The sequence below is a fragment of the Sandarakinorhabdus sp. FBCC-B8862 genome (genome assembly GCF_059745315.1).
In genome coordinates this window covers 274,843-300,632 of record NZ_CM185574.1, presented here as the reverse complement: position 1 = coordinate 300,632, position 25,790 = coordinate 274,843, and the positions used below count along the sequence as shown (strand labels likewise).

Genomic DNA, 25,790 nt, shown 5'->3' with positions numbered 1-25,790 from the left:
CGCTGACACCAGACACCGGCCTTTTGCGACCGGATGACAATGTGGGGCCATCGGGAAACCGGTGGCCCCGTTTGTTTGCAATGGCCGGTTGCGGAAGTTGACGAAGTTGACAGATTTCGCTGGAATGGTGATTGTTTTTGCTGAATTTTCTTCACGAAGTTGACATGGGCTTGACCCGTGAGCGCCGGGCCGGAAGCGGTAGGTTGACCGGGTCGGGCCTGATTTCACGCACCGGCGGCGGCACCCGGTCCAATTCGTGGAAATGCTGCGGATCAAGTCGATCGCCCAGCCAGTTCTGGCGATTGGGCAGCCGGTCGATGATGTGGCGCAGGGCGGCCAGTTCCTGTTCGATACGGCTGCTGCTGGCGCGGCGGTCATCTTCACGCTGCAGCAGGGCCAGCATCAATCGGGCATCGCAGGGGCGCCTGCGCACGGCGACCAGCACCCCGTCGCGCTCCAGCTGCTCTTCCTCGCCGTTCAGCGCGCGTTCCAGCGCGGTGGCGGGCAATTGCCGCCAGGCTTCGGCCAGCGCCAGATCCCAGGCGCGGCGAAAATCCTCGGCATCAGGGTGGCGGCGCAGGCGATAGGCGGCCTGCCTGCTGAGCCCGACCCTCCGCGCGGCCTGGGCGACACTGCCGCTGTCGGCCAGCATCTCCAGAAATTCCTGCTGGCGCGCCGCAGTCCAGCCATCGCGGCGCGGGCGCAGGGGCCGTACAGGAACAGGTTCCGGGAGGGGTTCGAACATCTGGCTCATGCCGCCGATCATAAGCGAGTCGGCCAGCTGTAGGACAGATCAGAGCAGCAGAAGTGCCTTGCCAATCGTGATCGCCGCCCCCCATCCCAATGGCAACAGCACGGCGGCCCAGGCCAGCAGCCGCAGCGGCCAGTGCACCCGGGCAGCGCTCGCTGGGCCTGCCACATTGCCGGGGCTGGCAGGCGCATCCTGCCACAGCGCGTCGGGCACCGGCCGCACCAGCAGCGCTGCCCCCCAGCCAATGGCCAGCAGGCCGGCCAGCGCGAGGAAGATCGGGCCATAGACATCGGCGCGGGCCACGCCGGCGGCCAGGCTGGCATCGCGGACATAGGCGACGAGCAGCGGCCCCACCACCCCGGCGGTTGACCAGGCGGTGAGCAGCCGGCCGTGGATGGCGCCCACCTGCGCCGTGCCGAACAGATCGGCGAGCCAGGCCGGTACGGCGGCAAAGCCCCCGCCGTACATGGACGCAATCAGGGCAAAGGCCGCGAGCAACCAAGGCAGCGCCGGGCCGGCGGGGAGCAGGGCGCCATAAAGCAGCCCAGCGAGCGCCAGCATCAGCAGATAGAGCGGCTTGCGGCCGAAGCGATCCGACAGCGACGACCAGAAAAACCGGCCGGCGATGTTGAACAGGCTGATCAGGCCAACGAAGGCCGCGCCAATGGTGGCGATGGATTTTTTCTGTGCATCATCAAGCGCTTCAAAGCGAAGATCGGGCAGGCCGATCAATTGGCCGGCAAACATCTCCTGCACCATGGGGGAGGCGAGACCGATGATGCCGATGCTGGCCGAGACATTCATCAGCAGCACGCACCAGACCAGCCAGAACTGCCGGGTGCGCCAGGCCACGCCCAGCGGCACAAAGCGCCCGCCGGCCACCACCTGCCGCGCGCCCGGCGGGTGCCAGCCCGGTGCCGGCAGCCGGAAGCCCAGTGCCCCGGCCGCCATCACCACGGCATAGACGGCGGCCATCAGCAGCATCGTCTGCGCCGGGCTGCCGAGCGCGGCCATCAACCGGTCCGCCGCCGGGCTGCCTACCATGGCACCGCCGCCAAAGCCCATGATTGCCATGCCGGTGGCAAGCCCGCGCCGATCCGGGAACCATTTGAGCAGGGTGGAGACCGGCGTGATATAGCCGATGCCAAGCCCGATGCCGCCGATCACCCCGGTGCCGAGCCAGAACAGCCAGAGCTGGTGCAACGCCACGCCAATGGCCCCGATCGCCATGCCGCCCGCCCAGCAGCCCGCCGCCACCAACCCGGCCCGGCGCGGGCCAACCCGCTCCACCCAGGCGCCAAACAGCGCGGCGGCGAGGCCGAGCACGACGAAGAACAGGCTGTAGACCCAGACAAGATCGCTCACCCGCCAGTCGCAGCCGGCGCTGAGGAGGGCTGTTCCAAGACTGGAGCATTCGGCCGCGCCCAGCGCATGGCTCAAGGGCAGCCAGAAGACCGAAAAGCCATAGGCCATGCCGATGCACAGGTGGATGGCCAGCGCGCAAGGCGGCACCAGCCAGCGATCATGATCAGCCGGCGCCGTGATGCGCGCGATGGACAGAAATTCCCCCATGGCCGCGCCTGCTGCCGGCTTGGGCGCTGTGGGTCAACGGGTGGGTTGACGCAGGCTCAGCGGCCCTTCCACTCCGGCTTGCGCTTCTGGGCAAAGGCCAGCGGCCCTTCGCGCAGGTCTTCGGAACGGAACAGCGCCTGCACGGCCGGATATTTGCCCTGGCCTTCATAGGCGGCGCGGACCGAATCCTCCTCAAGCCCCTTCAGGACCGCCTGTTTGGAGGCTCGCAGGCTGAGCGGCGACAGTTCGCACATCGCCGCCGCCAGCGCCTTGGCGCGCGCCATCAGATCATCGGCTGGCACCACTTCGGTGACAAAGCCCAGATCCTTGCCTTCGGCAGCCGATACCGTGCGGGCGGTGAGGATCATCACCATGGCGCGCGACAGGCCGATGGCGCGGGGCAGCCGGTGCAGGCCGCCGGCCAGCGCCGCCAGGCCCACCTTGGGCTCGGGCAGGGCGAAGCTGGCATTTTCGGCCGCGAGGATGATGTCGGCCGCCAGCGCCACCTCGAAACCGCCGCCCATGGCGACCCCGTTGACGGCCGCGATCACCGGCTTGTCGAGGTCCCAGCGGCTGGTCAGCCCGCCAAAGCCCGATAGCGGCACGGTGATGGCATTGCCTTCCGCCTGCCACCTGAGATCATTGCCGGCGGAAAAGGCGCGGTTGCCCGCCCCGGTGATGATCGCCACCCACAGATCGGGATCGGCAGCGAAATCGTTGAACACCTGGTCCAGCTCCGCATTGGCCGGAGGGTGCAGCGCGTTCATCCGGTCCGGCCGGTTGATGGTGACGATCAGCACCTTGCCGTCGCGTTCCAACGTCACATGTTCATGGGCCATGGCCTGTCCTCCCTTTGCATCTGCTTGTGCCATGGGGGAGCGGGGAGGGCGGCCTGATGAAAGCAGGGGGAAAAGGAAAGGCCCCCGGCCAGTTGCCTGACCGGGGGCCCGGTGACGAGCCAGATATCCTGTCCACCGTTCGGCGCCGGCCGGGGCCAATGCCCCCATCTGCCCCAGCCGGCGCGCGCTGCCAAAGCGTGAGCCCGGCGCGCAAGCGGTGAACGAATATCGTCGTTCTCCCCTTAGACCCTGGCCGCAAACGCAGCCCTTGTCTGGTGGCAGTTGATATGCCGATTCTTTGCGGCTGTCAGGCCGGCTGTTTGACCCCTTTGTGACGAAATCGTGAACTGTTGCATCGCCGCAACACTATGGCGGCCAACGCTTGCCCCTCTGCCCAGACGTGCTAAGGCCGCGTTCATATTCCACAGCCCAAGAGACGACCGTGCGCCTGTCCCGCTATTTCATGCCTGTCCTCAAGGAAACGCCGGGCGAAGCCCAGGTGATTTCGCACCAGCTGATGCTGCGCGCCGCCATGATCCGGCAAACATCGGCGGGCATCTATGCCTGGCTGCCGCTGGGCAAGCGCGTGCTGGCCAACATCGAGAAGATGGTGCGGCGCGAACAGGATCGCGCCGGCGCCATCGAGGTGCTGATGCCCACCATCCAGTCCGCCGATTTGTGGCGGCAGTCCGGCCGTTATGATGCCTATGGCCCGGAAATGCTGCGCATCACCGACCGGCATGATCGCGAGATGCTGTTCAGCCCCACGGCTGAGGAGCTGTTCACCGCGATCTTCCAGAATGGCGCCAAATCCTATCGCGACCTGCCGCGCAACATCTACCAGATCCAGTGGAAGTTCCGTGACGAGGTGCGCCCGCGCTTTGGCGTGCTGCGCGGCCGCGAGTTCCTGATGAAGGACGCGTACAGCTTTGACCTCGATTATGACGGTGCGGTCCACAGCTACAACCGCATGTTCATCGCCTATATGCGCACGTTCGCCGCGATGGGCCTGAATGCCATTCCGATGCAGGCCGATACCGGCCCGATCGGTGGCGATCTTTCCCACGAATTCATCGTGCTGGCACCCACGGGTGAAAGCGATGTCTTCTATCATGAAAACTGGCTGAAGCCGCGCGACACCGCCGGCATCAACGCCGATGACCGCGCAGGCCTCGCTGCCTTCATCAACGGCCTCAACGCCGATTATGCCGCCACCGATGAAAAGCGCGATCTTGCCGCCGAGGCCGCCTGCGGGGTTGCGCTGAAACAGTCCAAGGGCATCGAGGTTGGCCAGGTGTTTTACTTCGGCGACAAATATACCGCGCCGATGGGCGTCACCGTGCAGGGCCCCGACGGCGCGCCGGTCACCCCGCTGATGGGCAGCTATGGCATTGGCGTTTCCCGCCTGGCCGGCGCCATCATCGAAGCGTGTCATGATGACGCCGGCATTGTCTGGCCGGAAGCCGTGGCGCCGTTCAAGCTGGCCCTGATCAACCTGCGTGCCGATGATGGCGCCTGCACGGCCGCCTGCGACAAGCTTTATGCCGATTTCACTGCGGCCGGCGTTGATGTCCTCTATGATGACCGGGATGAACGCGGCGGCGCCAAGTTCGCCACCGCCGATCTCATCGGCCTGCCCTGGCAGGTGATCGTCGGGCCCAAGGGCCTTGCTGCCGGCATCGTCGAGCTGAAGCGCCGCGCCACCGGCGAGCGGATCGAAGTGCCGATCGAAGCCGTGGTGGGCCGCATTTGATCAGCGCGCACGAACGCCTCATCATCCGCCGTTACCTGACGCCGGGCCAGGGGGAGGGGTTCATCTTCCTCGTCGCCGGCATCAGCCTGGTGGCCGTTGCGCTTGGCGTTGCCGCGCTGATCGCGGTGATGAGCGTGATGAACGGCTTTCGCGCCGAGCTGTTTGACCGGATCATTGGCCTCAACGGCCATGCCGTGGTGCAGGGCTATGGCGGGCGGCTCGATCAATGGCCGCAGGTCGTGGCCGATGCCAGGGCACTGCCCGGCGTCACCCGCGCCGCGCCGATGATCGAACAGCCGCTGATGGCCAGCGCCAGCGGCCGGGTGGAGGGCGTGATCGTCCGCGGCCTGACGCTGGCCGATATCAAGGCCAACCCCACCATCGCCACCAATGTGCGCGGCGGCACGCTGGATGATCTGGTGCCCGGCGGCTCCACCGTCGCCATAGGGGCGCGCCTGGCCGAGCAATTGGGCCTGCGCGTGGGGGACGAGATCAGCCTGATCAACCCGGCCGGCCGCTCCAGCCCGTTCGGCACCGTGCCGCGCATCGTCGCCTATCGCATCGCCGCGGTGTTTGAAGTGGGCGTCTATGATTATGACAAGGCGTTCGTGGTGATGCCATTGTCCGACGCGCAGACCCTGTTGCGGCTCGACAATGCGGTGAGCATGGTCGAGGTGGAAACCACCGATCCCGACCGCGCCGCCGCGTTCCTCGAGCCGCTGCGCCAGAAATGGGCCGGGATCGCGGTGGTGAGCGACTGGACGCGCAGCAATGCCGCGCTGTTTTCGGCGATGGTGGTGGAACAGACGGTGATGTTCTGGGTGCTTTCGATCATCATCCTGGTCGCCGTGTTCAACATCCTCTCGTCGCTCATCATGCTGGTGCGCGCCAAGACGCGGGATATCGCCATCCTGCGCACCATGGGCGCCAGCCGCGCCAGCATGATGCGGGTGTTCATGGCGGTGGGCACCTTGATCGGCGCGGCCGGCGTGGCCTCTGGCCTGGCGCTGGGTTTCCTGCTGCTGCGCTTCCGCCAGCCGCTGGTCGATGGCGTTTCGGCGCTGACCGGCACCAACATCTGGGATCCGTCGGTGCGTTATCTCACCCTGCTGCCATCCAAGACCGATCCGGTGGAGGTGCTGGGCATCGTCGTCCTCGCGCTCGGCCTGTCGTTCCTGGCCACGCTTTATCCGGCGTGGAAGGCCGCCTCCACCGATCCGGTCACGGTGCTGCGCTATGAATGAGCCGGTGCTAGAAACCATTGGCCTTGCCCGCCATTTCGAACAGGCCGGTGAGCGGATCGAGGTGCTGCGCGGCGTTGATCTGGCCATCGCGCCGGGCGAGATTGTCGCGCTGCTCGGGCCTTCGGGCTCAGGCAAATCCACGCTGCTGCAGGCGGTTGGCCTGCTGGAAGGCGGCTTTTCGGGGCGTATCTGCATCTGTGGGGAAGAGGCTGGCCAGCTCGACGAAGCCGGCCGCACCCGCCTGCGCCGCCAGCGCCTGGGCTTTGTCTATCAATTCCACCACCTGCTGCCCGATTTCTCGGCGCGGGAAAATGTCATGCTGGCCGGGCTGGTGGCCGGCACGGCGCCGGCTGCCGCCCAGGCCCGTGCCGATGAACTGCTCACCCGCCTCGGCCTTGGCGGCCGGCTCACCCACAAGCCGGCGCAATTGTCGGGCGGGGAGCAGCAACGGGTTGCGGTGGCGCGCGCGCTGGCCAACCGCCCGGCGCTGGTGCTCGCCGATGAGCCCACCGGCAATCTCGATGAGGCGACCGCTGGCCTGGTGCTGGCCGCCTTCCTCGATCTGGTCCGCTCAACCGGGGCAGCGGCCTTGGTGGCCACCCACAATCTCGATCTCGCCCGCCGCATGGACCGGGTGGTGACGCTGCAGGCCGGCAAGCTGGTCCCGACCCAATAGATCCTCCCCCTCTGGGGAGGTGCCCGAAGGGCGGAGGGGGCCGGCCTGGTCCGGCGCGTGCGCCCCCTCCGTCGCCTTCGGCGCCACCTCCCCCAGAAGGGGAGGATTTTCTTCGCGGTGGATAAATCGCCACGCGCCCTTCACCTTGGCCGCGCTTCGCCGCATTGTTGCGCCATGGCCCACGCCGGATTCGTTCCCCTTCGCTGCCACAGCGCCTACTCCATGCTGGAGGGTGCCATCCAGCCCGAAACGCTGGCCAAGCTGGCGCGCCAATTGGGCTTCCCGGCCATTGGCCTGGCCGATCGCGCCAACATGTTCGCCGCTATGGATTTTTCCGCTGCGGCCAAGGATCAGGGCGTGCAGCCGATCATCGGCGCGTTGCTGCCCATCGAACGGCCGGGATCGGCCACCATCAACAGCCGGCCGCTGGTCGACTGGCTGGCGCTTTATGCACAGGATCAGGCCGGCTACACCAATCTCATCGCGTTGGTCTCCGATGCCCATCTCGCCGCTGCCACGCCCGGCGATCCGCTGCTCACGCTCGACCAGCTCGATGGCCGCACCGATGGCCTGATTTGCCTGACCGGCGGTGCCGATGGCGCGCTCGCCCGGCTGGCCGCCGATGGCCAGGACATCGAGGGGATGGCCGCCCGGCTGATGGCGCTGTTTCCCGGCCGGCTTTATGTCGAGATCGCGCGGTCGGCTGACCCGATCGAGCAGCGCAGCGAGGCTGCACTGCTGCGCCTGGCCGAAGCCCATGGTCTGCCCATTGTCGGTACCGCGCCGGTCAAATATCGCGATGCCGGCATGCACGAAGCCCATGATGTGCTGCTGTGCATCGCCGATTCGTCCTATGTCGAGGCCGAGGACCGCCGCCGCTCCAACCCCGAACATTGGCTGAAGTCCGCTGCCGACTGGCACGCGCTGTTCGCCGATCTGCCCGAAGCCATCGCCAACACGCTCGTCGTTGCCCAGCGCTGCGCCGTGATGGCTGCCGGCCGCAAGCCGATCCTGCCGCGCCTGTCGGCCGGCGGCGAGGATGAGGCGCTGGATGCGGCGGCCACCAGCGGCCTTGCCCGCCGCATGGAGGCACTGGGCAAATCGCCTGACGAGCGCGCTCCCTATGAAGCCCGGCTGGCGTTCGAGCTTGATGTCATCAAGTCCATGGGCTTTCCCGGCTATTTCCTGATCGTGGCCGATTTCATCCAGTGGGCGAAGGCGCAGGGGATCCCGGTGGGTCCCGGCCGCGGCTCCGGCGCCGGCTCGGTGGTGGCCTGGGCGCTGACCATCACCGATCTCGATCCGCTTGAGCATGGCTTGCTGTTCGAACGCTTCCTCAACCCTGACCGCGTGTCGATGCCCGACTTCGATATCGATTTCTGCGAAACCCGGCGCGGCGAAGTCATTGATTATGTGCAGCAGCGTTATGGCCGCGAGCAGGTGGCGCAGATCATCACCTTCGGAAAGATGAAGGCCCGCGCCGTGCTGAAGGATGTGGGGCGCGTGCTGCAGATGCCCTATGGCCAGACCGACCGGCTGGCCAAGCTGGTGCCCAGCCACCCCACCGATCCGTGGACGCTGGCCCGCACGCTCGGCATCGGCAAGGACAAGGATGGCAAGCGCTATCCGGGCGAACCCGCCTTCATCGCCGAGGTGGAGCGCGACCCCAAGGTCAAGCGCCTCGTTGATATCGCCCTGCAACTGGAAGGCCTGCCGCGCCACAGCTCCACCCATGCCGCCGGCGTGGTGATTGGCGACCGGCCCCTGTCGCAACTGGTGCCGCTCTATCGCGACCCCAGGTCCGACATGCAGGTGACCCAGTTCGAGATGAAGGCCGCCGAAAAGGCCGGCCTGGTCAAGTTCGACTTTCTGGGGCTGAAGACCCTCTCCGTCCTCGATCGCGCCGCCGCGATGTTGCGCCAGCGCGGGGTGGCGGTGGATTGGGCGACGCTGCCGACCAACGATGCCCAAGTCTACAAGCTGATTGCCGAAGGCGACACGGTTGGCGTCTTCCAGTTTGAATCCGAAGGCATGCGCCGGGCGCTGGGCCTGGTGAGGCCCGACTGTTTTGCCGACATCGTCGCACTGGGCGCGCTTTATCGCCCCGGCCCGATGGACAATATCCCCAGCTTTGCCGCCCGCAAGGCCGGCCGCGAGAAGGTGGAGCTGCTCCACCCGGCGATGGAACCCATCTTGCGCGAAACCTATGGCATCATCGTCTATCAGGAACAGGTGATGAGCCTGGCGCGCGAACTCGCGGGCTACAGCCTGGGCGAGGCCGATCTGTTGCGCCGCGCCATGGGCAAGAAGATCCACGCCGAAATGGTGGCGCAAAAGGCGCGCTTTTCCGAAGGCGCTGAAAAAAATGGTATTGATGCAGCGACATCGGATGCCATCTTCGAATTGATCCTGAAGTTTGCCAACTATGGCTTCAACAAGAGCCACGCGGCCGCCTATGCGCTGGTTTCCTACCACACCGCCTGGTTGAAGACGCATCACCGCGCCGAATTCTATGCCGCCTCCATGGCATACGATATCGACAACACAGACCGGCTGGCCATTTTTGCTGAAGATGCGCGCCGGTCGGGCGTGGCCATGCTGCCGCCGTGCATCAATGCCTCGGCCGCGGATTTCACGGTCGAGGATGGGGCCGTGCGCTATGCGCTGGCCGGTCTGAAAGGCGTTGGCATGAAGGCCATGGAAAGCCTGGTGGCCGATCGGGGCGGGCAGGGGGCCTTCACCGATCTGGCCGATTTTGCCCGCCGCTGCGACCCCAGGAGCCTCAACAAGCGCCAGCTGGAAAGCCTGATTGCGGCCGGCGGTTTTGATGCCATCAATTCCAACCGCGCCGGAGTGCACGCGCTGGCCGAAGCCATCATGGCCAGCGCCCAGGCCGCTGCGGCAGAACGCGAATCAGCGCAGGTGGCGCTGTTCGGCGATGCCACCGGCGTGGCCGATCATGCCAGCCTTGCGCTGATGGTGCCCAATCTGGCCTGGAGCGTCGCCGAGCGCATGGGCCATGAGAAGGACGCCTTCGGCTATTTCTTCAGCGGTCATCCGGTTGATGGCTATGCCAATGTGCTGCTGGCCAATGATGTGAAAAGCTTTGCCGATGTGCTGGCCATGCCGGCGCCGGCCGGCGGCGGGCGCGTGCTGGTCAACATGGCTGGCCTGCTGGAAGAGCGGCGCTGGCGCACCACCCAGACGGGCCGGCGATATCAGTTCCTCAGCTTCTCCGACCGCTCCGGCCAGTTCGTGACCAGCTGTTTCGATGAGGAGCTGCAGACCAGCATCGAAGGCCTGGCCAGCGATCCGCCGCCGCTGCTGCTGGCGATGGAGGTGCAGTGGAAAGAGGGGGAGGATGTGCCGCGCCTCACCCTGCGCAGCGCCCGGTCTCTGGCCGATATCGCCCGCCGCACCCGCGGCCGGCTGGTGGTGCGACTCGACAGCGCGATGGAGGCGCAGGCCCTGCACACCGCGCTCACCCGCAACCCGGCCCAGGGGCGCGGCGAACTGGTGGCCGAAGTGACCACCGCTGCCGGCCCCGCCCGGATCGTGCTGGGCCGCAATTTCCTGATCGATGCCGATCTGGAAGCGGAAATCAGCCGCGCGCTGGGGTCGGACCGGTTGGTGCAGGAACAGCTTGATCCGCCGCAACTGGCACTGGTGGGCTGATTATTTGCCGCAGCCTGCCACGGCGGCCTGTCAATCCGCCGCCGGCCGTGCCATGCCAGCCGTCAATGTGCCGGGGGGCAATGATGCGCAAGTTGTTGACAGTCTTTCTGTTCCTGTGGGCTGGTGTTGCCGCCGCCCGGCCGCCGATCATCGACATGCATGTTCATGCACTGGCGGCCGATGATCAGGGTCCGCCGCCACTGGCGCTGTGCTCGCCCATCGATCCGATGCCGGTGTGGGACCAGAAGGGGCCGTGGATCGAACAGATCATGGCCTATTTCAAGAACCCGCCGTGCAAGAACCCGGTGTGGTCGCCCACGACGGATGATGGGGTGCGCAACCGCTCGCTGGCGGTGATGCAGAAACACAATGTCATCGGCGTGGTGTCCGGCAAGCAGCGCATGGTGGCGGCGTGGCAGGCACAGGCACCGGAACGGGTGATGCCGTCACTGATCATCAATCTTGAAGACATTGGCGATGCCGCCGCGCTCACTGCCGAGATCAAGGCCGCCAAGGCGGCGGGCAAGCTGGCGGTGATCGGCGAATTGGGCTTTCAATATGATGGCATCAGCGCTGATGATCCGCGCCTGGAGCCGCTGTGGCAGGCCGCCGAGGCGGCTGATGTGCCGGTGGCCATCCACATCGGCCCCGGCCCGCCCGGCATTGCCCAATTTCCCGGCAGCCCCTATCGCGCCCGCCTGTCCAGCCCGTTGCAGCTGGAACCGGTGCTGGCCCGCCATCCAATGCTGCGCGTGAATGTGATGCATGCCGGTTTCCCCATGCTGGATGACACGCTGGCGCTGCTCTATGCCCATCCGCAGGTGCATCTGGACGTTGGCGTGATCGTCCACACCCAGCCGCGCGCTGCCTTTTACCGCTATCTGCGCGGGCTGGTGGAGGCTGGGTTTGGCAACCGGATCATGTTCGGCTCCGATCAGATGGTGTGGCCGGAAACCATCGAACGTTCCATTGCGGTGATCGAAGCCGCTCCGTTCCTCAGCAAGGCCCAGAAGCGCGCCATTCTCTATGACAACGCCGCCCGCTTCCTGCGGCTGGATGCGGCAACCATCGCCCGTCACAACGCGATGTAGGGCCTTATGCGTCGGGGTTGAACACGCTCCACCCCATCGCGCTGGCCAATTCCTCGAGCGCGGCGGTGCCCAGCAGGCTGTTGCCCTGCGGGCTCAACCCAGGTGACCAGACCGCGATGCTGGCCCGGCCCGGCGCAATGGCGAGGATGCCGCCGCCAACGCCGGATTTGGCCGGCAGGCCGACGGAAAAGGCGAAATCGCCCGAGGCATCATAATGGCCGCAGGTGAGCATCAGGGCGTTGATCCGCCGCGCCTGCTCGGCCGAAACGATGCGGCGGCCGCTGGCCGGATCGATGCCGCCGTGCATCAGGAACCGCCCGGCCCGCGCCAGTTCGCGGCAGCTCATGGCTATGGCGCACTGGTGGAAATAGGTGGAGAGCGTGGCGGCGACATCGCCGGTGAGCACGCCATGCGCCTTCATGAAATGGGCCAGCGCGGCGTTGCGATGGCCGGTCGCGGCCTCCGAATAGGCGACGGCACCATCCACCGCGATGCTCTGCGTGCCCGACAAGTCGCGCAGCAGCCGCAACACGCGGCCGGCGCCGGCGCGGGGATCATCGCCATCGGTGATCAGATCGCTCACCGCGATGGCGCCGGCATTGATGAAGGGATTGCGCGGCCGGCCGCCTTCCGCCTCCAGCTGCACGATCGAGTTGAAGGCGCTGCCCGACGGTTCCCGCCCCACGCGTTGCCACACGCGCTCGCCATGGCTGGCCAGCGCCTCAACCAGCGCAAAGACCTTGGAGATGGACTGGATGGAAAAGGCGATGTCGGCATCGCCGGCGGCATGTTCGCGGCCATCGGCGGTGATCACGACAAGGCCGAAATGGCCTGCCGAAACCTTGGCCAGTTCCGGGATATAGTCCGCCACCCGGCCACGGGCCGTGCGGGCGGCCATCGCGGCGGCAATGCGGGGCACCAGTTCGGCTAGATCGGCCATCTCAAGCTCCGTCGCGGGCGGCCGTCATCATGCGCGGCCGCGGCCATCCGTGCAAATGCGGAGATGAAATCCGCATTTTGATCTGGTGCAAAATATTTGCGTAGTGTATCTCCGCACCTGACGGGCACGAACGTCCACACATACGGGGAGGAAACCCATGGCAACCCAGCTGAAAGACACCCGCCAGACCCAGACCCTGCCGCAGGGCAGCGTGAGCTGGCCGCTGCCGCCGCGCGTGCGGCCGGATCTGCCCGATCATGACAAGGCGACGCTGGAAGCCTATCTCGCCACCGCCCCGTTGGACGAGGTGGATATCGCCGATCCGCTGTGGTGGGAAAGCGACACCCACCATGTCTATTTCAAGCGCCTGCGCGCCGAAGCGCCGGTGTTCTTCACCCATGTCAACAGCAACCGCCACCGCGGTTTCTGGAATGTCACCCGCTGGAACGATGTGATGGCGGTGGACACCAACCACCAGGTGTTCAGTTCCGAAGCCACGCTGGGCGGCATCACCCTGTTCGACATGGACCCGGATTTCATCATGCCGATGTTCATCGCCATGGATCCGCCCAAGCATGATGTGCAGAGAAAGGCGGTCAACCCAATCGTTTCGGGGCAGAATCTCGCCTCCTACGAAAGCCTGATCCGCGAGCGCACCGCCGAGGTGCTGGATGGCCTGCCGCGCGGGGAGGCCTTTGACTGGGTGGACCGGGTGTCGATCGAGCTGACCTCCCGCATGCTCGCCACCCTGTTCGGCTGGCCGCAGGAACGGCGCCGCATGCTGACCTATTGGTCGGATATCTCCACCTCCGATCCCGAACTGCCCGGCAACCCCGGCAAGGAAGAGCGGCAGGGCATCCTGCTGGGCATGTTGCAGGAATTCACCATGTTGTGGAACGAGCGGGTGAATGCCGAGCCGACCGGCGATCTTGTCTCCATGCTCGCCCACAATCCGGCGACGAGGAACATGCCGCCGATGGAGTTCATGGGCAATCTGGTGCTGCTGATCGTGGGCGGCAACGACACCACCCGCAACTCCATCACCGGCGGGCTTTACTTCCTCAACAAGAACCCGGCCGAATATGCCAAGCTCAAGGCAAACCCGGGCCTGGTTGAGAACATGGTCAGCGAGATCATCCGCTACCAGACCCCGCTCGCCCACATGCGCCGCACCGCCCTGCAGGATACGGTGCTGGGCGGCCAGCTGATCCACAAGGGTGACAAGGTGGTGATGTGGTATTCGTCGGCCAACCGGGATGACACGGTGCTCGACAATCCGGATGCCTTCATCATCGATCGCCCGCGCGCCCGCCAGCACATGGCCTTCGGCTTTGGCATCCACCGCTGCGTGGGCAACCGCCTGGCCGAACTGCAACTGAAGATCCTCTGGGAAGAAATCCTCAAGCGCTTTGATCATATCGAGGTTCTGGAAGAGCCGGAGCGTGTGCCCAGCGCCTTCGTCAAGGGCTACAAGAAGCTCATGGTCCGCATCCCGGCCTGATCACAGAGGAACCCATGGTCAAGATCATCTACGTCGAACACAACGGCACCCGCCACGAAGTCAATGTCGCCGATGGCGAGAATCTGATGGAAGGCGCTGTGCAGAACAATGTGCCCGGCATCGACGGCGATTGCGGCGGCAACGCTGCCTGCGCCACCTGCCATTGCTATATCCCGGCCGAATGGGAAGCTCTGACGGGCAGCCGCAGCGATCTGGAGGATTCCATGATCGAACTGGCCGACACCGCCAAGCCGAACAGCCGCCTCGCTTGCCAGATCAAGGCCAGCGCCGCGCTCGACGGTCTGGAAGTGTATATGCCGGCGACACAGCACTGATAGTGGCACCAGCAGTGAACTGAAAAAGGCGGCCTTTCGGGGCCGCCTTTCTTGTTTCGGATCAGATCGGCAGCGTCGCCAGACGCTTGGGCGCGCAGAGGCGCCAGGCCGCGGCCATCATCGCGTCGATCATTGCCCAGTCTGGCCCGTCGGTGAGGACAATGCCGATCCAGCCCGATGGCCCATAATATTTCGGGCGGAAAAACCGGTCAGGATCCTGTTCGATCAGCATGGCCTGTTCATCGAGGCCCGAGACTTTCAGCAGCAGGGCGGTGATGCCGTCGCCATGATGATTGTCAGAGAAATAGGCGAAGAATTTGCCGCCTTCGATGGTGAAGCCGTTGGCGCCGTGGGAGAGTTTTTCCGTCACCGCCGGCAGGTTCAGCGCAAGGCCGCGCACGCGTTCGAGCAGCGCCGCCGGCCGGTCGGCCGCCGAAACGAAATCGGCCAGCACCCGGGGGTAAAGCTGATGCTCGGCATATTGCACCCGGGTGGCCAGGGTTTCCGGCGTGTCGCCGGGCAGCACGGCGATGCGGGCCTGGCCCAGGATCGGGCCATCATCCAGTTCGGGCGTGACGATGTGGATGGTGCAGCCGGTCTCAAGCTCGCCCGCCGCCAGCACGGCCGCGTGCGTGTGCAGGCCCTTGTGTTTCGGCAACAGACTGGGATGGATGTTGAGGCAGCGGCCCTGCCAGTGGGCCACGAATTCGGCCGAGAGCAGCCGCATGTAACCGGCGAGCGCGATGTGGGTGACGCCGGCCCGTTCCAGTTCGGCGGTCATGATCGCATCAAACTCGGCGCGCTTCAGGCCCTTATGGCTGTGCGCGAAGGTGGGGATGCCTTCGGCGGCGGCCAGTGTCAGGCCGGCGGCTTCGGGATCATTGCTGCCCACCACCACGATCTCATAGGGGCAGGCCGGATCCAACCGGCTGGCATAGAGCAGCGCGGCCATGTTGCTGCCGCGCCCGGAGATGAGGACGCCGACCCGCGTTTTTTCAGGCATCGTGGCTGGCCGTCCAGGCGGCCGCTTCGCCCCATTGGCCGGGGGCGCCATGCACCTCGCAGCCCTTCTGGCCGGCGATGATTTCGCCGATCACGCTGGCCTGCTCGCCGGCTGCCACCAGCGCCGCGATCACGGCGTCGGCGTCGCTGCGGTCCACCACCAGCACCATGCCGGTGCCGCAGTTGAAGGTGCGGGCCATTTCGGCCGCCGCGACGCCGCCTTCGGCGCGCAGCCAGTCAAACAGCGGCGGCAGGGTGGGGGCGGCGACCAACGCACGCGAACCGGTGGGCAGCACGCGCGGGATATTCTCGAGGAAGCCACCGCCGGTGATATGGGCCAGCGCCTTGATGCGGCCGGCGCGGATCAGCGGCAGCAGCGGCTTCACATAGATGCGGGTGGGGGCCATGAGCGCTTCGGCGAGGCTGCGGCTGGCATCGAAGGGGGCCGGGGCCGCCAGATCAGCGCCCGACCGTTCCAGGATGCGGCGAATGAGGCTGTAGCCATTGCTGTGGGCGCCGGATGAGGCGATGCCGACCAGCAACTGGCCCGGCGCCACCCCGTCACCGGTCAATTGCTCGCCGCGCTCCACCGCGCCGACGGCAAAGCCGGCCAGATCATAGTCGCCCGGCGCATACATGCCGGGCATTTCCGCCGTCTCGCCGCCGATCAGCGCGCAACCGGCTTGCTTGCACCCCTGTGCAATGCCGGCGACCACGCGCGCGGCCACACCATTCTCCAACTTGCCGGTGGCGAAATAATCAAGGAAAAACAACGGTTCGGCGCCCTGCACGATCAGATCGTTGACGCACATGGCAACCAGATCAATGCCCACCGTGTCGTGCCGGCCGGTGTCGATGGCGAGTTTCAGCTTGGTGCCAACCCCATCATTGGCGGCGACCAGCAGCGGATCCTTGTAGCCGGCGGCCCGGGGATCGAAGAAGCCGCCAAAGCCGCCCAGTTCTGCATCCGCACCGGGCCGGGCGGTGGCGCGGGCCAGCGGCGCGATGGCCTTCACCAGCGCGTTGCCGGCAGCGATGTCAACGCCGGCATCGGCATAAGTGAGGGGGCGTTTGTCGGTCATGGCCGCCGCCATAGCGCCAGATGCCGGCCAATGCCAGCATCAGCCTTTGCAACCGCCGCGCGGCCGCCTTAAACAGCCGATGTGAAGCGCATTCTGGCCCTGCTGGCCGGGGCGGGCCTGATCACGGCAATCGCCGTTGCCCAGCAGGCCAGCCCCAAGGCCGAAGTGCCGCCCCCCGACGCGTCGGGCGGGGGCGGCAGCGCCTATGCCGTGGGCGGCATTGCCGTGGACGTGACAGCGAAAAATGTCGACGACGCCCGCCGCATCGCCTGGACCCGCGCCCAGCGCCTGGCCTGGCCGCAGCTGTGGGCCCGGCTGACCGGCCGGCCGGCGCTGGAGGCGCCCGCGCTGTCGGATGGCCAGATCGATGCCATGGTGGCCGGCATCGAAAGCCAGGGCGAGCAGTTTTCCGCCACCCGCTATATCGCCAAGCTTGGCGTGGTGTTCGATCGCAGCCGCGCGGCTGATTATGTCGGCGGCGGCCTCGCCCTGCTGCAATCGCCGCCGATGCTGCTGCTGCCCATCGAGGTGGATGGCGGTGCAGCCCTTGTGATGCAGGCGCGCACGCCCTGGGCTGAGGCGTGGGCGCGCTGGCGCGGCAATGTCACCCCGATTGATTATGTGCTGCCCGGTGGCGGTGCGGCCGAGAATCTGTGGCTCAACGCGTGGCAGGCCGGGCGGCCGGAGCGGGGGCCATGGCGCAGCATCATGGCCCGGTTCGACACGGTCGATGTGCTGGTCGCCGAGGTGCGCCTGATCCGCAGCTTCCCCGGCGGGCCGGTGAAGGGCCAGTTCATCGCCCGGCATGGCCCTGATGGGGTGGAACTGGGCCGCTTTGCCCTGACGGTGAAGAGCGAGAACGCGCTGCCCACGCTGATGGACGAAGGCGTGCGCCGCATCGATGCGATTTATGCCGAGGCGCTGCGCGCCGGCCGACTGCAGGCCGAACGCGATCTGGGCATCGACATGGCGCCGGTGGTGGAGGCCGAGCCGCTGATCGGCGATCCGATGGCCGATGCCGACGCCCTTTTGGTGGCGGCGATCACGCCCGATGCGGCGACACTGGCCGGGGCCGAAAATCTGCTGCGCGCGGTGTCGGGCGGCGAGGTGCTGGTGCGGCAATCGGCGGTGGGCGGCACCAGCCGGTTCGAACTGGCCATGCCGGGCGGGGAGGCGGCGTTGCAGGCCGCACTGGCTGCCAAGGGCTGGACGCTGGTCGCCAACGGCAATGACCGGGTGCTGCGCCGCGCCGCGCCTGCGGCTGCCCCGCAACCGGCACCGCCCGCGCCCAAGCCCCCGCCTGCCACCAAACCATGAGCCTGCCGCCCGAACCGGCGCTGCCGTTGGCCTGGCCGGTTGATCATCGCCCGGAACGCCTGGCCATCACCGCCGCCAACCAGTCGGCCGCGGCCTGGCTGGCCACGCCTGGCCTGTGGCCGGTGCCGGTCACCCTGCTGATCGGGCCGGAAGGCAGCGGCAAATCGCACCTGGCCGGCTGGTTCGCCGCCCGCACCCGGGCGCGCATCATCGAACAGGCCGAAACCCGCGATCCCGAAAGCCTGTTCCATGCCTGGAACGCCGCCACCCGCGACACGCCGCTGCTGCTCACCAGCCGGCTCGTCCCGCGCGATTGGGGCCATGGTCTGCCCGATCTCGCCAGCCGGCTGGGTGCCACGCCGCAGGTGCGGCTGGGCGAGCCGGATGATGAGCTGCTTGCCGCCGTGCTGGCCAAGCTGTTTGCCGAACGCGGCATCAAGGTGGGCGATGATCTGATCCGCTGGCTGCTGGTGCGGATGGAGCGCAGCCTGAGCGCCGCGCAGACGGTGGTGGCGGCGCTGGACGCGGAAGCGCTGGCCCGGCGCCGGGCCATCACCATCCCGCTGGCGCGCGAGGTGATCGATGGCCAGTTCAGCCTGTTTTGACGCTGCCCCACGCCTGCCGTAGAAGACGGGACATGGCCCCCACACCCGCCCCCCAGCTCAGCCCGGCAGAGCGCTATATCAACCGCGAGCTGTCGTGGCTGTCGTTCAACGATCGCGTGCTGGCCGAAGCGATGAACCGCGCCCACCCGCTGCTGGAACGGCTGCGCTTCCTGTCGATTTCGGGCAACAATCTCGATGAGTTCTTCATGGTGCGTGTCGCCGGCCTGCGCGGCCAGGTGCGCGGCAACATCGATACGCTGAGCGCCGATGGCCTGACCCCGGCGCAGCAGCTGGCCGCGATTGCCGAACAGGCCGACCGGCTGATGGAAGACCAGCAGGCGGTGTGGGCCAAGCTGATCAAGGAACTGGCCCGCGCCGATTTCCATGTCATCACCGCCAACAGGTTGACCAAGGCGGAACGGCAATGGCTGGAAAGCCATTTCCTTGACCAGATTTTCCCGGTGTTGACGCCCCAGGCCATTGATCCGGCGCATCCGTTTCCCTTCATCCCCAACAAGGGCTTTTCGCTCATCCTCGAACTGCGCCGCCAATCGGATGAGGAGCTGCTGCGCGCGCTGCTGATGCTGCCGGCGATGCTGCCGCGGTTCATCCGCCTGCCGGGCCGGGCCGTGCGCTGGATTTCCCTTGAAAACACCATCCGTGCCTTCTTCAACCAGCTGTTCCCGGGCTATGAACTGGTTGGCGACGGCGTGTTCCGGGTGATCCGCGACAGCGATATCGAAGTGGAGGAAGAGGCCGAAGACCTGGTCCGCTTCTACCAGACCGCGCTGAAGCGGCGGCGGCGCGGCGAGGTGATCCACCTGACCATGGAGGAGACGACCCCGGCCAATCTGCATGCGCTGGTGCAGGGGCAGCTGGGGGTGGAGGATCGCGACACCATCCTGGTTTCGGGCGTGCTCGGCATCAACGATCTGGCGCTGCTGGTGGAGGAAGACCGGCCCGACCTGAAGTTCGAACCGCACACGCCGCGCTTCCCGGAACGCATCCGCGAACATGGCGGCGATTGTTTTGCGGCCATCCGTGCCAAGGATCTGGTGGTCCATCACCCGTATGAAAGCTTCGAGGTGGTGCTGGCCTTCCTGCGCCAGGCCGCGGCCGATCCCGATGTGATTGCCATCAAGCAGACGCTGTATCGCGCCGGCAAGAACAGCCCCATCGTGCGCGCACTCATTGATGCGGCCGAGGCCGGCAAATCGGTGACGGCGGTGGTCGAGCTGAAGGCGCGCTTTGACGAGGAGCAGAATATCCGCTGGGCCAGCGAGCTGGAGCGGGCCGGCGTGCAGGTCGTCTATGGCTTTGTCGAATGGAAGACCCACGCCAAGCTCAGTATGGTGGTGCGGCGGGAAGGGGCGGCGATCCGCACCTATGTCCACTTCGGCACCGGCAATTATCACCCGATCACCGCGCGCATCTACACCGATCTGTCCTTCTTCACCGCCGATCCGCGCCTCGCCCGCGATGCGGCCCAGGTGATGAACTATATCACCGGTTATGTGCAGCCGACCCGGCTGGAAAAGCTCGGCATGGCGCCGCTGGCCATGCGCGATCGGCTCTATGGCCTGATCGACGAGGAAATCGCCCATGCCAGGGCCGGCCGGCCGGCGGCAATCTGGGTCAAGCTGAACAGCCTTGTCGACACCGGCATCATCGACAAGCTGTATGACGCCAGCCGCGCCGGGGTGGAGATTGATCTGATCGTGCGCGGCATCTGCTGCCTGCGCCCCGGCGTGCCCGGCCTGTCCGACAATATCCGCGTCCGCTCGGTCATCGGCCGCTTCCTCGAACACAGCCGCATCTATGTCTTTGGCGGCGGCCATGAATTGCCCAGCCGCAAGGCGCGGGTGTTCATCAGCTCGGCCGACTGGATGCCGCGCAACCTTGATCGCCGGGTGGAGATCATGGTGCCGATCGAGAATCCCACCGTCCACGCCCAGGTGCTGGATCAGGTGATGGTTGCCAATTTGAAGGACAATCAGCAGAGCTGGGAGATGGACGCCGCTGGCCGTTATGCCCGCGTGGCCGCCGACCGGGACGATCCGTTCAACCTCCACCGCTATTTCATGACCAACCCCTCCCTGTCGGGCCGCGGCCACATGCGCGATGCCACTTCCGTGCCGGTGCTGCTGCTGCCCGAGGAGGAGGATGAACTGACCGATGCGACCGATGCCGCCGGGATTGCCTGACACGATGCTGGGCCTGGCGCGACGGGTGGGATTGGCGGCGGCCCCGGCGGGGGACGACCGCTGCGCCATCATCGACATCGGCAGCAACAGCATCCGCCTTGTCGTCTATCAGGGCCGCACCCGCATCCCGGCCACCATGTTCAACGAAAAGGTGATGGCCGGGCTGGGGCGTGGGCTCGCCGCCAACGGCAAACTGTCCGACGCGTCGATGGATGTGGCGGTCGCCGGCCTCCGCCGCTTTGCCGCGCTCACCCGTGCCATGGGCATTGCCAATGTGCGCACCGTGGCCACGGCGGCCGTGCGCGAGGCGAAGAACGGTGCCGCCTTCACCGCCCGGGTGGCGGCCGAATGCGGGCTTGAGATCGAAACCATCGACGGCGAGGCCGAAGCCCGCGGCGCGGCGCTGGGGCTGGTGTCGGGCATTCCCGATGCCGATGGCGTGGTCGGCGATCTCGGAGGCGGCAGCCTGGAACTGATCCGGGTGAAGGGCGGCGAGATGGGCCACCGCATCTCGCTGCCGATCGGTGCGCTGCGGCTCGACGCGGTGAGGAAGCGCGACCGCCGGGCGCTGGGGCCGTTCATTGCCAAGGCGCTGGACCAGGTCGGCTGGGCCGACGAGGGACGGGGCCGGCCCTTCTACATGGTCGGCGGTTCGTGGCGGGCGCTGGCGCAGATCCATATCTGGAGCAGCGACCATCCGCTGCCAATCGTGCACCAGTATGAAATGCCGGCCGATGCGCCGGGCAAATTGTTCCGCAGCCTCTCGCACACCGATCTCGCCACGTTGAAGGCGGTGCCGCATCTTTCGACCAGCCGGCTGCCGTCGCTGCCGGGCGCTGCCATGCTCCTGGCCGCCGTCGTCAAGAAACTGGGCTCGTCCAGCGTCATCGCTTCGGGCTTTGGCCTGCGCGAAGGCCTGTTGTTCGCCGATCTGCCCCCCGAGGTGCGCAGTCTTGATCCGCTGATCGAGGCGGCGCGGGCCGAAGGCGCCCGCCAGGGCCGCTTCCCCGAACATGGCGACATGCTGTTCGACTGGATGGACCCGCTCTTTGCCGATGAACCGGCCAGCCAGCGCCGGCTGCGGCTGGCGGCGTGCCTGTTGTCGGACATCGCCTGGCGCGCCCACCCGGATTTCCGCCCAGAACGCGGTGTCGACGTGGCGCTGCACGGCAACTGGGTGGCAGTCACGGCCGCCGAGCGGGCGGCGCTGGCCTGTGCGCTGCACCATAACTTTGGCGGCAGCGCCGATGCACCGATCATGGCAACGCTGGCCCGGCTGGCACCGCCAGCACTGCTCGCCCGCGCCCGCATCTGGGGCCTTGCCCTGCGGCTGGGCCAGCGGCTCACCGGCGGCACCGCCGTCGCGCTCGCTGCCAGCCGGCTGGAACGGGCCGGCGATGCCGTGCAGCTGCGCCTTGGCACCGGCCATGCCGATCTCGCTGGCGATGCCGTGCAGCGGCGGCTGAAGCTGCTGGGCAATGGCCTTGGCCTTGGGTCGCGGCTGGTGACCGGCTGATGCAGGTTGCGATCCTCACCTTTGACGGCTTCAACGAGATTGACAGTTTCGTTGCCGCCGCGATCCTGAACCGGCTGCGCCCGCAAGGCTGGCGGGCCCATATCACCGCACCCACCGCCAAGGTCACGTCGATGAACGGCGTGGTGGTGGAACGGCAGCAGCCGCTGGCCTTTGCCAACAGCGCCGATGCGGTGATCATCGGCAGCGGCATCAACACCAGGGCCATTGCCGAAGATGCCGGCCTGCTTGCGCAGATCGGGCTTGATCCCGCCCGCCAGCTGATTGGCGCGCAATGTTCGGGCACGCTGTTGATGGCCCGGCTCGGCCTGATTGGCACGCTGCCGGCCTGCACCGATCTGGTCAGCAAGCCTTGGGTGCAGGCCGCCGGTGTGGACGTGATTGATGCGCCGTTCGTGGCGCACGGCAATGTCGCCACCGCTGGCGGTTGCCTGGCCTCACCCTATCTGGCCGCCTGGATCATCGCGCGCGGTGCCGGCTGGGATGCGGCGGCGGCGGCGCTGCATTATGTGGCGCCGGTTGGTGAAAAGGCGCGTTATGTCGAAACCGCCCGCGCGGCCGTGATGCCGCATCTGGCCGTGCCACAGCCGGCCTGAACCGCGTCAGTCGCTGATCCGGCTCATCTTCAGCTTGCCGCCGGTGACGGCGAAGCCCAGCCGGCCTTCGACCAGCGCCAGCGCATCGGCGCCGAAAATCTCCCGGCGCCAGCCCTGCAGCATGTCCAGCCCGTCACGCTGGCCGGCGGCCAGGGCCTCCAGATCATCGGCGCGCACGATAAGGCGCGGCGCAACCCCGGCCTCCTTGGCGCGGATCTTCAGCAGCAGCTTCAACAGATCGGCAATCAGTGCGCCTTCGGAGCTCAACCCCGGCCGCTGCGGCTCGCGCGCCGGCATGTCCTCGGGGCTCAGCGGCTCGGCCGCATCAATGGCGGCCATCAGGCGCGCGCCGATGGCATTGCCGGCCCAGGCCGCCGACAGGCCGCGCACCTTGGCCAGATCCGTCTGGGACCGGGGCGGCGAGGAGGCGAGATCGGCCAGCGTTTCGTCCTTCACGATGCGGCCGCGCGGCACATCCTTGTCCTGCGCTTCCAGCTCGCGCCAGCGCGCCAGCGCCTTCAGCCGGCCCAGCACATCGGCCTTGCGGCTCGGCAGCCGCAGCCGTTCCCAGGCCTTTTCCGGATCATTGGCATAGGTGGCCGGATCGCCGGCGCGGGCCATTTCCTCGTCGAGCCATTCGCCACGGCCGGTGCGCCGCAGCTTGTCGACCATCTTGGGGAAAATGCGGGCCAAGTGGGTGACATCGCCGATGGCATATTCGAGCTGGCGGTCATTCAGCGGCCGGCGCGCCCAATCGGTGAAGCGGGCGCCCTTGTCGATATGCACATTGGCATAGGCGGCGACGAGGTTGGTGTAGCCGATCTGCTCGCCCAGCCCCAGCGCCATGGCGGCAATCTGCGTGTCGAATAGCGGCTGCGGCGTCTTGCCGGTCAAGTTGTAGATGATTTCCAGATCCTGGCCGCCGGCGTGGAACACCTTCAGCACCGGCTCTTCCACCAGCAGGCGGAGGAGGGGGGCGAGATCAAGATCGGGGCTCTTGGGATCGATCGCCGCGGCTTCGTCGGGGCAGGCGACCTGCACCAGGCACAGATCGGGATAATAGGTGCTCTCGCGCATGAATTCGGTGTCCACCGCGATGAAATCGGCGGTGGCCCATCGGGCGCACAGGGCTTCGAGCGTCGCGGTGTCGGTCACCAGCGGATGAATCTGCATGGCCCCCGTTACGCCAATCTCGCCGCTTGACAAAGTGCTGAATGACGTGTGTCAGCCCCGGCTTTGAACAAAAGCTCTGGAACGACCAAAATGCACGCCTATCGCACCCACAACTGCGCCGCGCTGCGCAGCGCCGATGCCGGCCAGACCGTGAAATTGTCCGGCTGGGTCCACCGCAAGCGCGACCATGGCGGCGTGCTGTTTGTCGATCTGCGCGATCATTTCGGCATCACCCAGATCGTTGCCGGCCCGTCGTCTGCGGCCTTTCCGGTGCTGGATCGCGTGCGCGCCGAATCCGTGGTGACGATCGTGGGCGAAGTGGTGCTGCGCGAAGGCGGCGCCATCAACCCCAAGCTGCCGACTGGCGAGATCGAGGTGCGCGCACACGAGATCGTCGTGCAATCGGCCGCCGATGAACTGCCGATGCCGGTGGCGGGCGAGGCCGAATATCCTGAGGATATCCGCCTGAAATATCGCTTCCTCGATCTGCGCCGCGACCGGCTGCACCAGAATATCCTGCTGCGCAGCCAGGTGATTGCCTCCCTGCGCCGCCGCATGATCGATCAGGGCTTCACCGAATTCCAGACGCCGATCCTCACCGCCTCCAGCCCGGAAGGCGCGCGCGATTATCTGGTGCCCAGCCGTGTGCATCCCGGCAAATTCTATGCGCTGCCGCAGGCACCGCAGATGTTCAAGCAGCTGCTGATGGTCGCCGGCTTTGACCGTTATTTCCAGATCGCCCCCTGCTTCCGCGACGAGGATGCCCGCGCTGACCGTAGCCCAGGTGAATTCTACCAGCTCGATTTCGAAATGAGCTTTGTCACCCAGGACGATGTGTTCGCCGCCATCGAACCGGTGCTGGCCGGCGTGTTCGAGGAATTTGCCGGCTTTGGCGGCCGCCAGCCCTGGTCGGTGACCAAGGGCGCCTTTCCGCGCATTCCCTATGCCGAATCGATGCTGAAATATGGCAACGACAAGCCGGATCTCCGGAACCCGTTGGTCATCACCGACGTGTCGAGCCACTTCGTTGGCTCGGGCTTTGGCATCTTTGCCCGCATGGTGGAGGCCGGCAATGTCGTGCGCGCCATCCCGGCGCCGGGCACGGCCGACAAGAGCCGCAAATTCTTTGACGATATGAATGATTGGGCCAAGGCCGAAGGCTATGCCGGCCTCGGCTATGTCACCCGCAAGGGCGGCGAATTTGGCGGCCCCATCGCCAAGAACCATGGCGAGGCCGGCATGATCGCGCTCTATGACGCGCTGGGCCTTGGCCCGGATGACGGCTGCTTCTTTGCCGCCGGCAAGGAGAAGGACGCCGCCAAGCTGGCCGGCCTGGCCCGGACCCGCGTCGGCACCGAACTCGGCCTGATCGAGCAGAATGCTTACAAGTTCTGCTGGATCGTCGATTTCCCGATGTTCGAATATGACGAGGACGCCAAGAAGATCGATTTCAGCCACAACCCGTTCAGCATGCCGCAGGGCGAGCTGGAGGCGCTGGAAACCCAGGACCCGCTGACCATCAAGGCCTATCAGTACGACATTGTCTGCAACGGCGTCGAACTCTCCTCGGGCGCGATCCGCAACCACCGGCCCGACATCATGTACAAGGCGTTCGAAATCGCCGGCTACACGCGCGAACAGGTGGACGCGAACTTCTCTGGGATGATCAATGCCTTCAAATTTGGCGCCCCGCCGCACGGCGGCTCGGCACCGGGCGTGGACCGCATGGTCATGCTGATCGCGGATGAGCCGAACATCCGCGAGGTCATCGTCTTCCCGATGACCCAGAAGGCCGAAGACCTGATGATGAACGCACCCGCCCCGGTGACGATGAAGCAGCTACGGGAACTGCATATCAGGGTGGTGGATTAATTCTCCAAGCCGCCCAACAGGGAGGTGT

At 66.5% G+C, this 25,790-nt stretch carries 20 protein-coding genes; 13 read left to right on the top strand and 7 right to left on the bottom strand.

What is annotated here, in order from left to right:
* Positions 1-151 precede the first annotated feature (151 nt).
* The 3 genes from AC6BOR_RS01515 to AC6BOR_RS01505 are packed head-to-tail and all read right to left on the bottom strand — an operon-like array spanning position 152 to position 3,162.
* Complete coding sequence (locus AC6BOR_RS01515; RefSeq protein ID WP_498059477.1) at positions 152-745, bottom strand: hypothetical protein; 594 nt, start codon at positions 743-745, stop codon at positions 152-154.
* 48 nt (positions 746-793) lie between these two features.
* Positions 794-2,323 (bottom strand): OFA family MFS transporter, encoded by a 1,530-nt coding sequence (locus AC6BOR_RS01510; protein ID WP_498059476.1) that lies wholly within the window; start codon positions 2,321-2,323, stop codon positions 794-796.
* Positions 2,324-2,379: 56 nt separating this feature from the next.
* Positions 2,380-3,162, bottom strand: a complete 783-nt coding sequence (locus tag AC6BOR_RS01505; protein WP_498059475.1) for an enoyl-CoA hydratase-related protein — start codon at positions 3,160-3,162, stop codon at positions 2,380-2,382.
* Between the two features lie 442 nt (positions 3,163-3,604).
* On the opposite strand from AC6BOR_RS01505, the gene proS reads away from it, so the two are divergent.
* The 5 genes from proS (at position 3,605) to AC6BOR_RS01480 (ending at position 11,601) form a co-directional block, all read left to right on the top strand.
* The gene (gene proS / locus AC6BOR_RS01500; RefSeq protein ID WP_498059474.1) at positions 3,605-4,915 is read left to right on the top strand and encodes a proline--tRNA ligase; all 1,311 of its coding nucleotides are present in this window, start codon (positions 3,605-3,607) and stop codon (positions 4,913-4,915) included.
* A complete protein-coding gene (locus AC6BOR_RS01495; protein WP_498059473.1) occupies positions 4,912-6,159 on the top strand; it encodes a lipoprotein-releasing ABC transporter permease subunit in 1,248 nt (415 codons plus the stop codon). The genes proS and AC6BOR_RS01495 overlap by 4 nt, the downstream gene beginning before the upstream one ends.
* Positions 6,152-6,835, top strand: a complete 684-nt coding sequence (locus tag AC6BOR_RS01490; RefSeq protein ID WP_498059472.1) for an ABC transporter ATP-binding protein — start codon at positions 6,152-6,154, stop codon at positions 6,833-6,835. Before AC6BOR_RS01495 ends, AC6BOR_RS01490 begins: the two co-directional genes overlap by 8 nt.
* Before the next feature lie 174 nt (positions 6,836-7,009).
* Complete coding sequence (dnaE, locus tag AC6BOR_RS01485) at positions 7,010-10,510, top strand: DNA polymerase III subunit alpha (RefSeq protein ID WP_498059471.1); 3,501 nt, start codon at positions 7,010-7,012, stop codon at positions 10,508-10,510.
* A 95-nt stretch (positions 10,511-10,605) separates the two neighbouring features.
* Complete coding sequence (locus tag AC6BOR_RS01480) at positions 10,606-11,601, top strand: amidohydrolase family protein (RefSeq protein ID WP_498059470.1); 996 nt, start codon at positions 10,606-10,608, stop codon at positions 11,599-11,601.
* Positions 11,602-11,605: 4 nt separating this feature from the next.
* On the opposite strand, the gene AC6BOR_RS01475 is transcribed toward AC6BOR_RS01480, so the two are convergent.
* Positions 11,606-12,541, bottom strand: a complete 936-nt coding sequence (locus AC6BOR_RS01475; protein ID WP_498059469.1) for a glutaminase — start codon at positions 12,539-12,541, stop codon at positions 11,606-11,608.
* A gap of 157 nt (positions 12,542-12,698) precedes the next feature.
* On the opposite strand from AC6BOR_RS01475, the gene AC6BOR_RS01470 reads away from it, so the two are divergent.
* Both AC6BOR_RS01470 and AC6BOR_RS01465 read left to right on the top strand, forming a co-directional pair.
* Positions 12,699-14,042 carry a cytochrome P450 gene (locus tag AC6BOR_RS01470; protein WP_498059468.1) on the top strand — a complete coding sequence of 448 codons (1,344 nt, stop codon included), beginning with the start codon at positions 12,699-12,701 and terminating at the stop codon, positions 14,040-14,042.
* 14 nt (positions 14,043-14,056) lie between these two features.
* Positions 14,057-14,377, top strand: a complete 321-nt coding sequence (locus AC6BOR_RS01465) for a 2Fe-2S iron-sulfur cluster-binding protein (RefSeq protein WP_498059467.1) — start codon at positions 14,057-14,059, stop codon at positions 14,375-14,377.
* A 61-nt stretch (positions 14,378-14,438) separates the two neighbouring features.
* Here the strand turns inward: AC6BOR_RS01465 and purN are convergent, their stop codons facing one another.
* Entirely contained in the window at positions 14,439-15,380 is a 942-nt protein-coding gene (gene purN / locus AC6BOR_RS01460) for a phosphoribosylglycinamide formyltransferase (RefSeq protein ID WP_498059466.1), read from the bottom strand.
* Positions 15,373-16,461, bottom strand: coding sequence for a phosphoribosylformylglycinamidine cyclo-ligase (gene purM, locus AC6BOR_RS01455; RefSeq protein WP_498059465.1), 1,089 nt, complete (start codon positions 16,459-16,461; stop codon positions 15,373-15,375). Before purM ends, purN begins: the two co-directional genes overlap by 8 nt.
* 81 nt (positions 16,462-16,542) lie before the next feature.
* Between purM and AC6BOR_RS01450 the strand changes: the two genes are divergently transcribed.
* Genes AC6BOR_RS01450 through AC6BOR_RS01430 form a run of 5 tightly spaced genes read left to right on the top strand, consistent with a single transcriptional unit; the run spans position 16,543 to position 22,717 of the window.
* Positions 16,543-17,778 (top strand): heavy-metal-associated domain-containing protein, encoded by a 1,236-nt coding sequence (locus tag AC6BOR_RS01450; RefSeq protein ID WP_498059464.1) that lies wholly within the window; start codon positions 16,543-16,545, stop codon positions 17,776-17,778.
* Positions 17,775-18,383 (top strand): HdaA/DnaA family protein, encoded by a 609-nt coding sequence (locus AC6BOR_RS01445; RefSeq protein WP_498059463.1) that lies wholly within the window; start codon positions 17,775-17,777, stop codon positions 18,381-18,383. The genes AC6BOR_RS01450 and AC6BOR_RS01445 overlap by 4 nt, the downstream gene beginning before the upstream one ends.
* 32 nt (positions 18,384-18,415) lie before the next feature.
* A complete protein-coding gene (locus AC6BOR_RS01440) occupies positions 18,416-20,587 on the top strand; it encodes an RNA degradosome polyphosphate kinase (RefSeq protein WP_498059462.1) in 2,172 nt (723 codons plus the stop codon).
* Positions 20,568-22,103, top strand: coding sequence for a Ppx/GppA phosphatase family protein (locus AC6BOR_RS01435; protein WP_498059461.1), 1,536 nt, complete (start codon positions 20,568-20,570; stop codon positions 22,101-22,103). Before AC6BOR_RS01440 ends, AC6BOR_RS01435 begins: the two co-directional genes overlap by 20 nt.
* On the top strand, positions 22,103-22,717 hold the full coding sequence (locus tag AC6BOR_RS01430) for a DJ-1/PfpI family protein (protein ID WP_498059460.1): 615 nt from the start codon (positions 22,103-22,105) through the stop codon (positions 22,715-22,717). The genes AC6BOR_RS01435 and AC6BOR_RS01430 overlap by 1 nt, the downstream gene beginning before the upstream one ends.
* 6 nt (positions 22,718-22,723) lie before the next feature.
* Here AC6BOR_RS01430 and rnd read toward each other — a convergent pair whose 3' ends face one another.
* Positions 22,724-23,890 carry a ribonuclease D gene (gene rnd / locus AC6BOR_RS01425; protein WP_498059459.1) on the bottom strand — a complete coding sequence of 389 codons (1,167 nt, stop codon included), beginning with the start codon at positions 23,888-23,890 and terminating at the stop codon, positions 22,724-22,726.
* 90 nt (positions 23,891-23,980) lie between these two features.
* Here rnd and aspS point away from each other — a divergent pair, with 90 nt between their 5' ends.
* Positions 23,981-25,762 (top strand): aspartate--tRNA ligase, encoded by a 1,782-nt coding sequence (gene aspS, locus AC6BOR_RS01420; RefSeq protein WP_498059458.1) that lies wholly within the window; start codon positions 23,981-23,983, stop codon positions 25,760-25,762.
* Positions 25,763-25,790 lie beyond the last annotated feature (28 nt).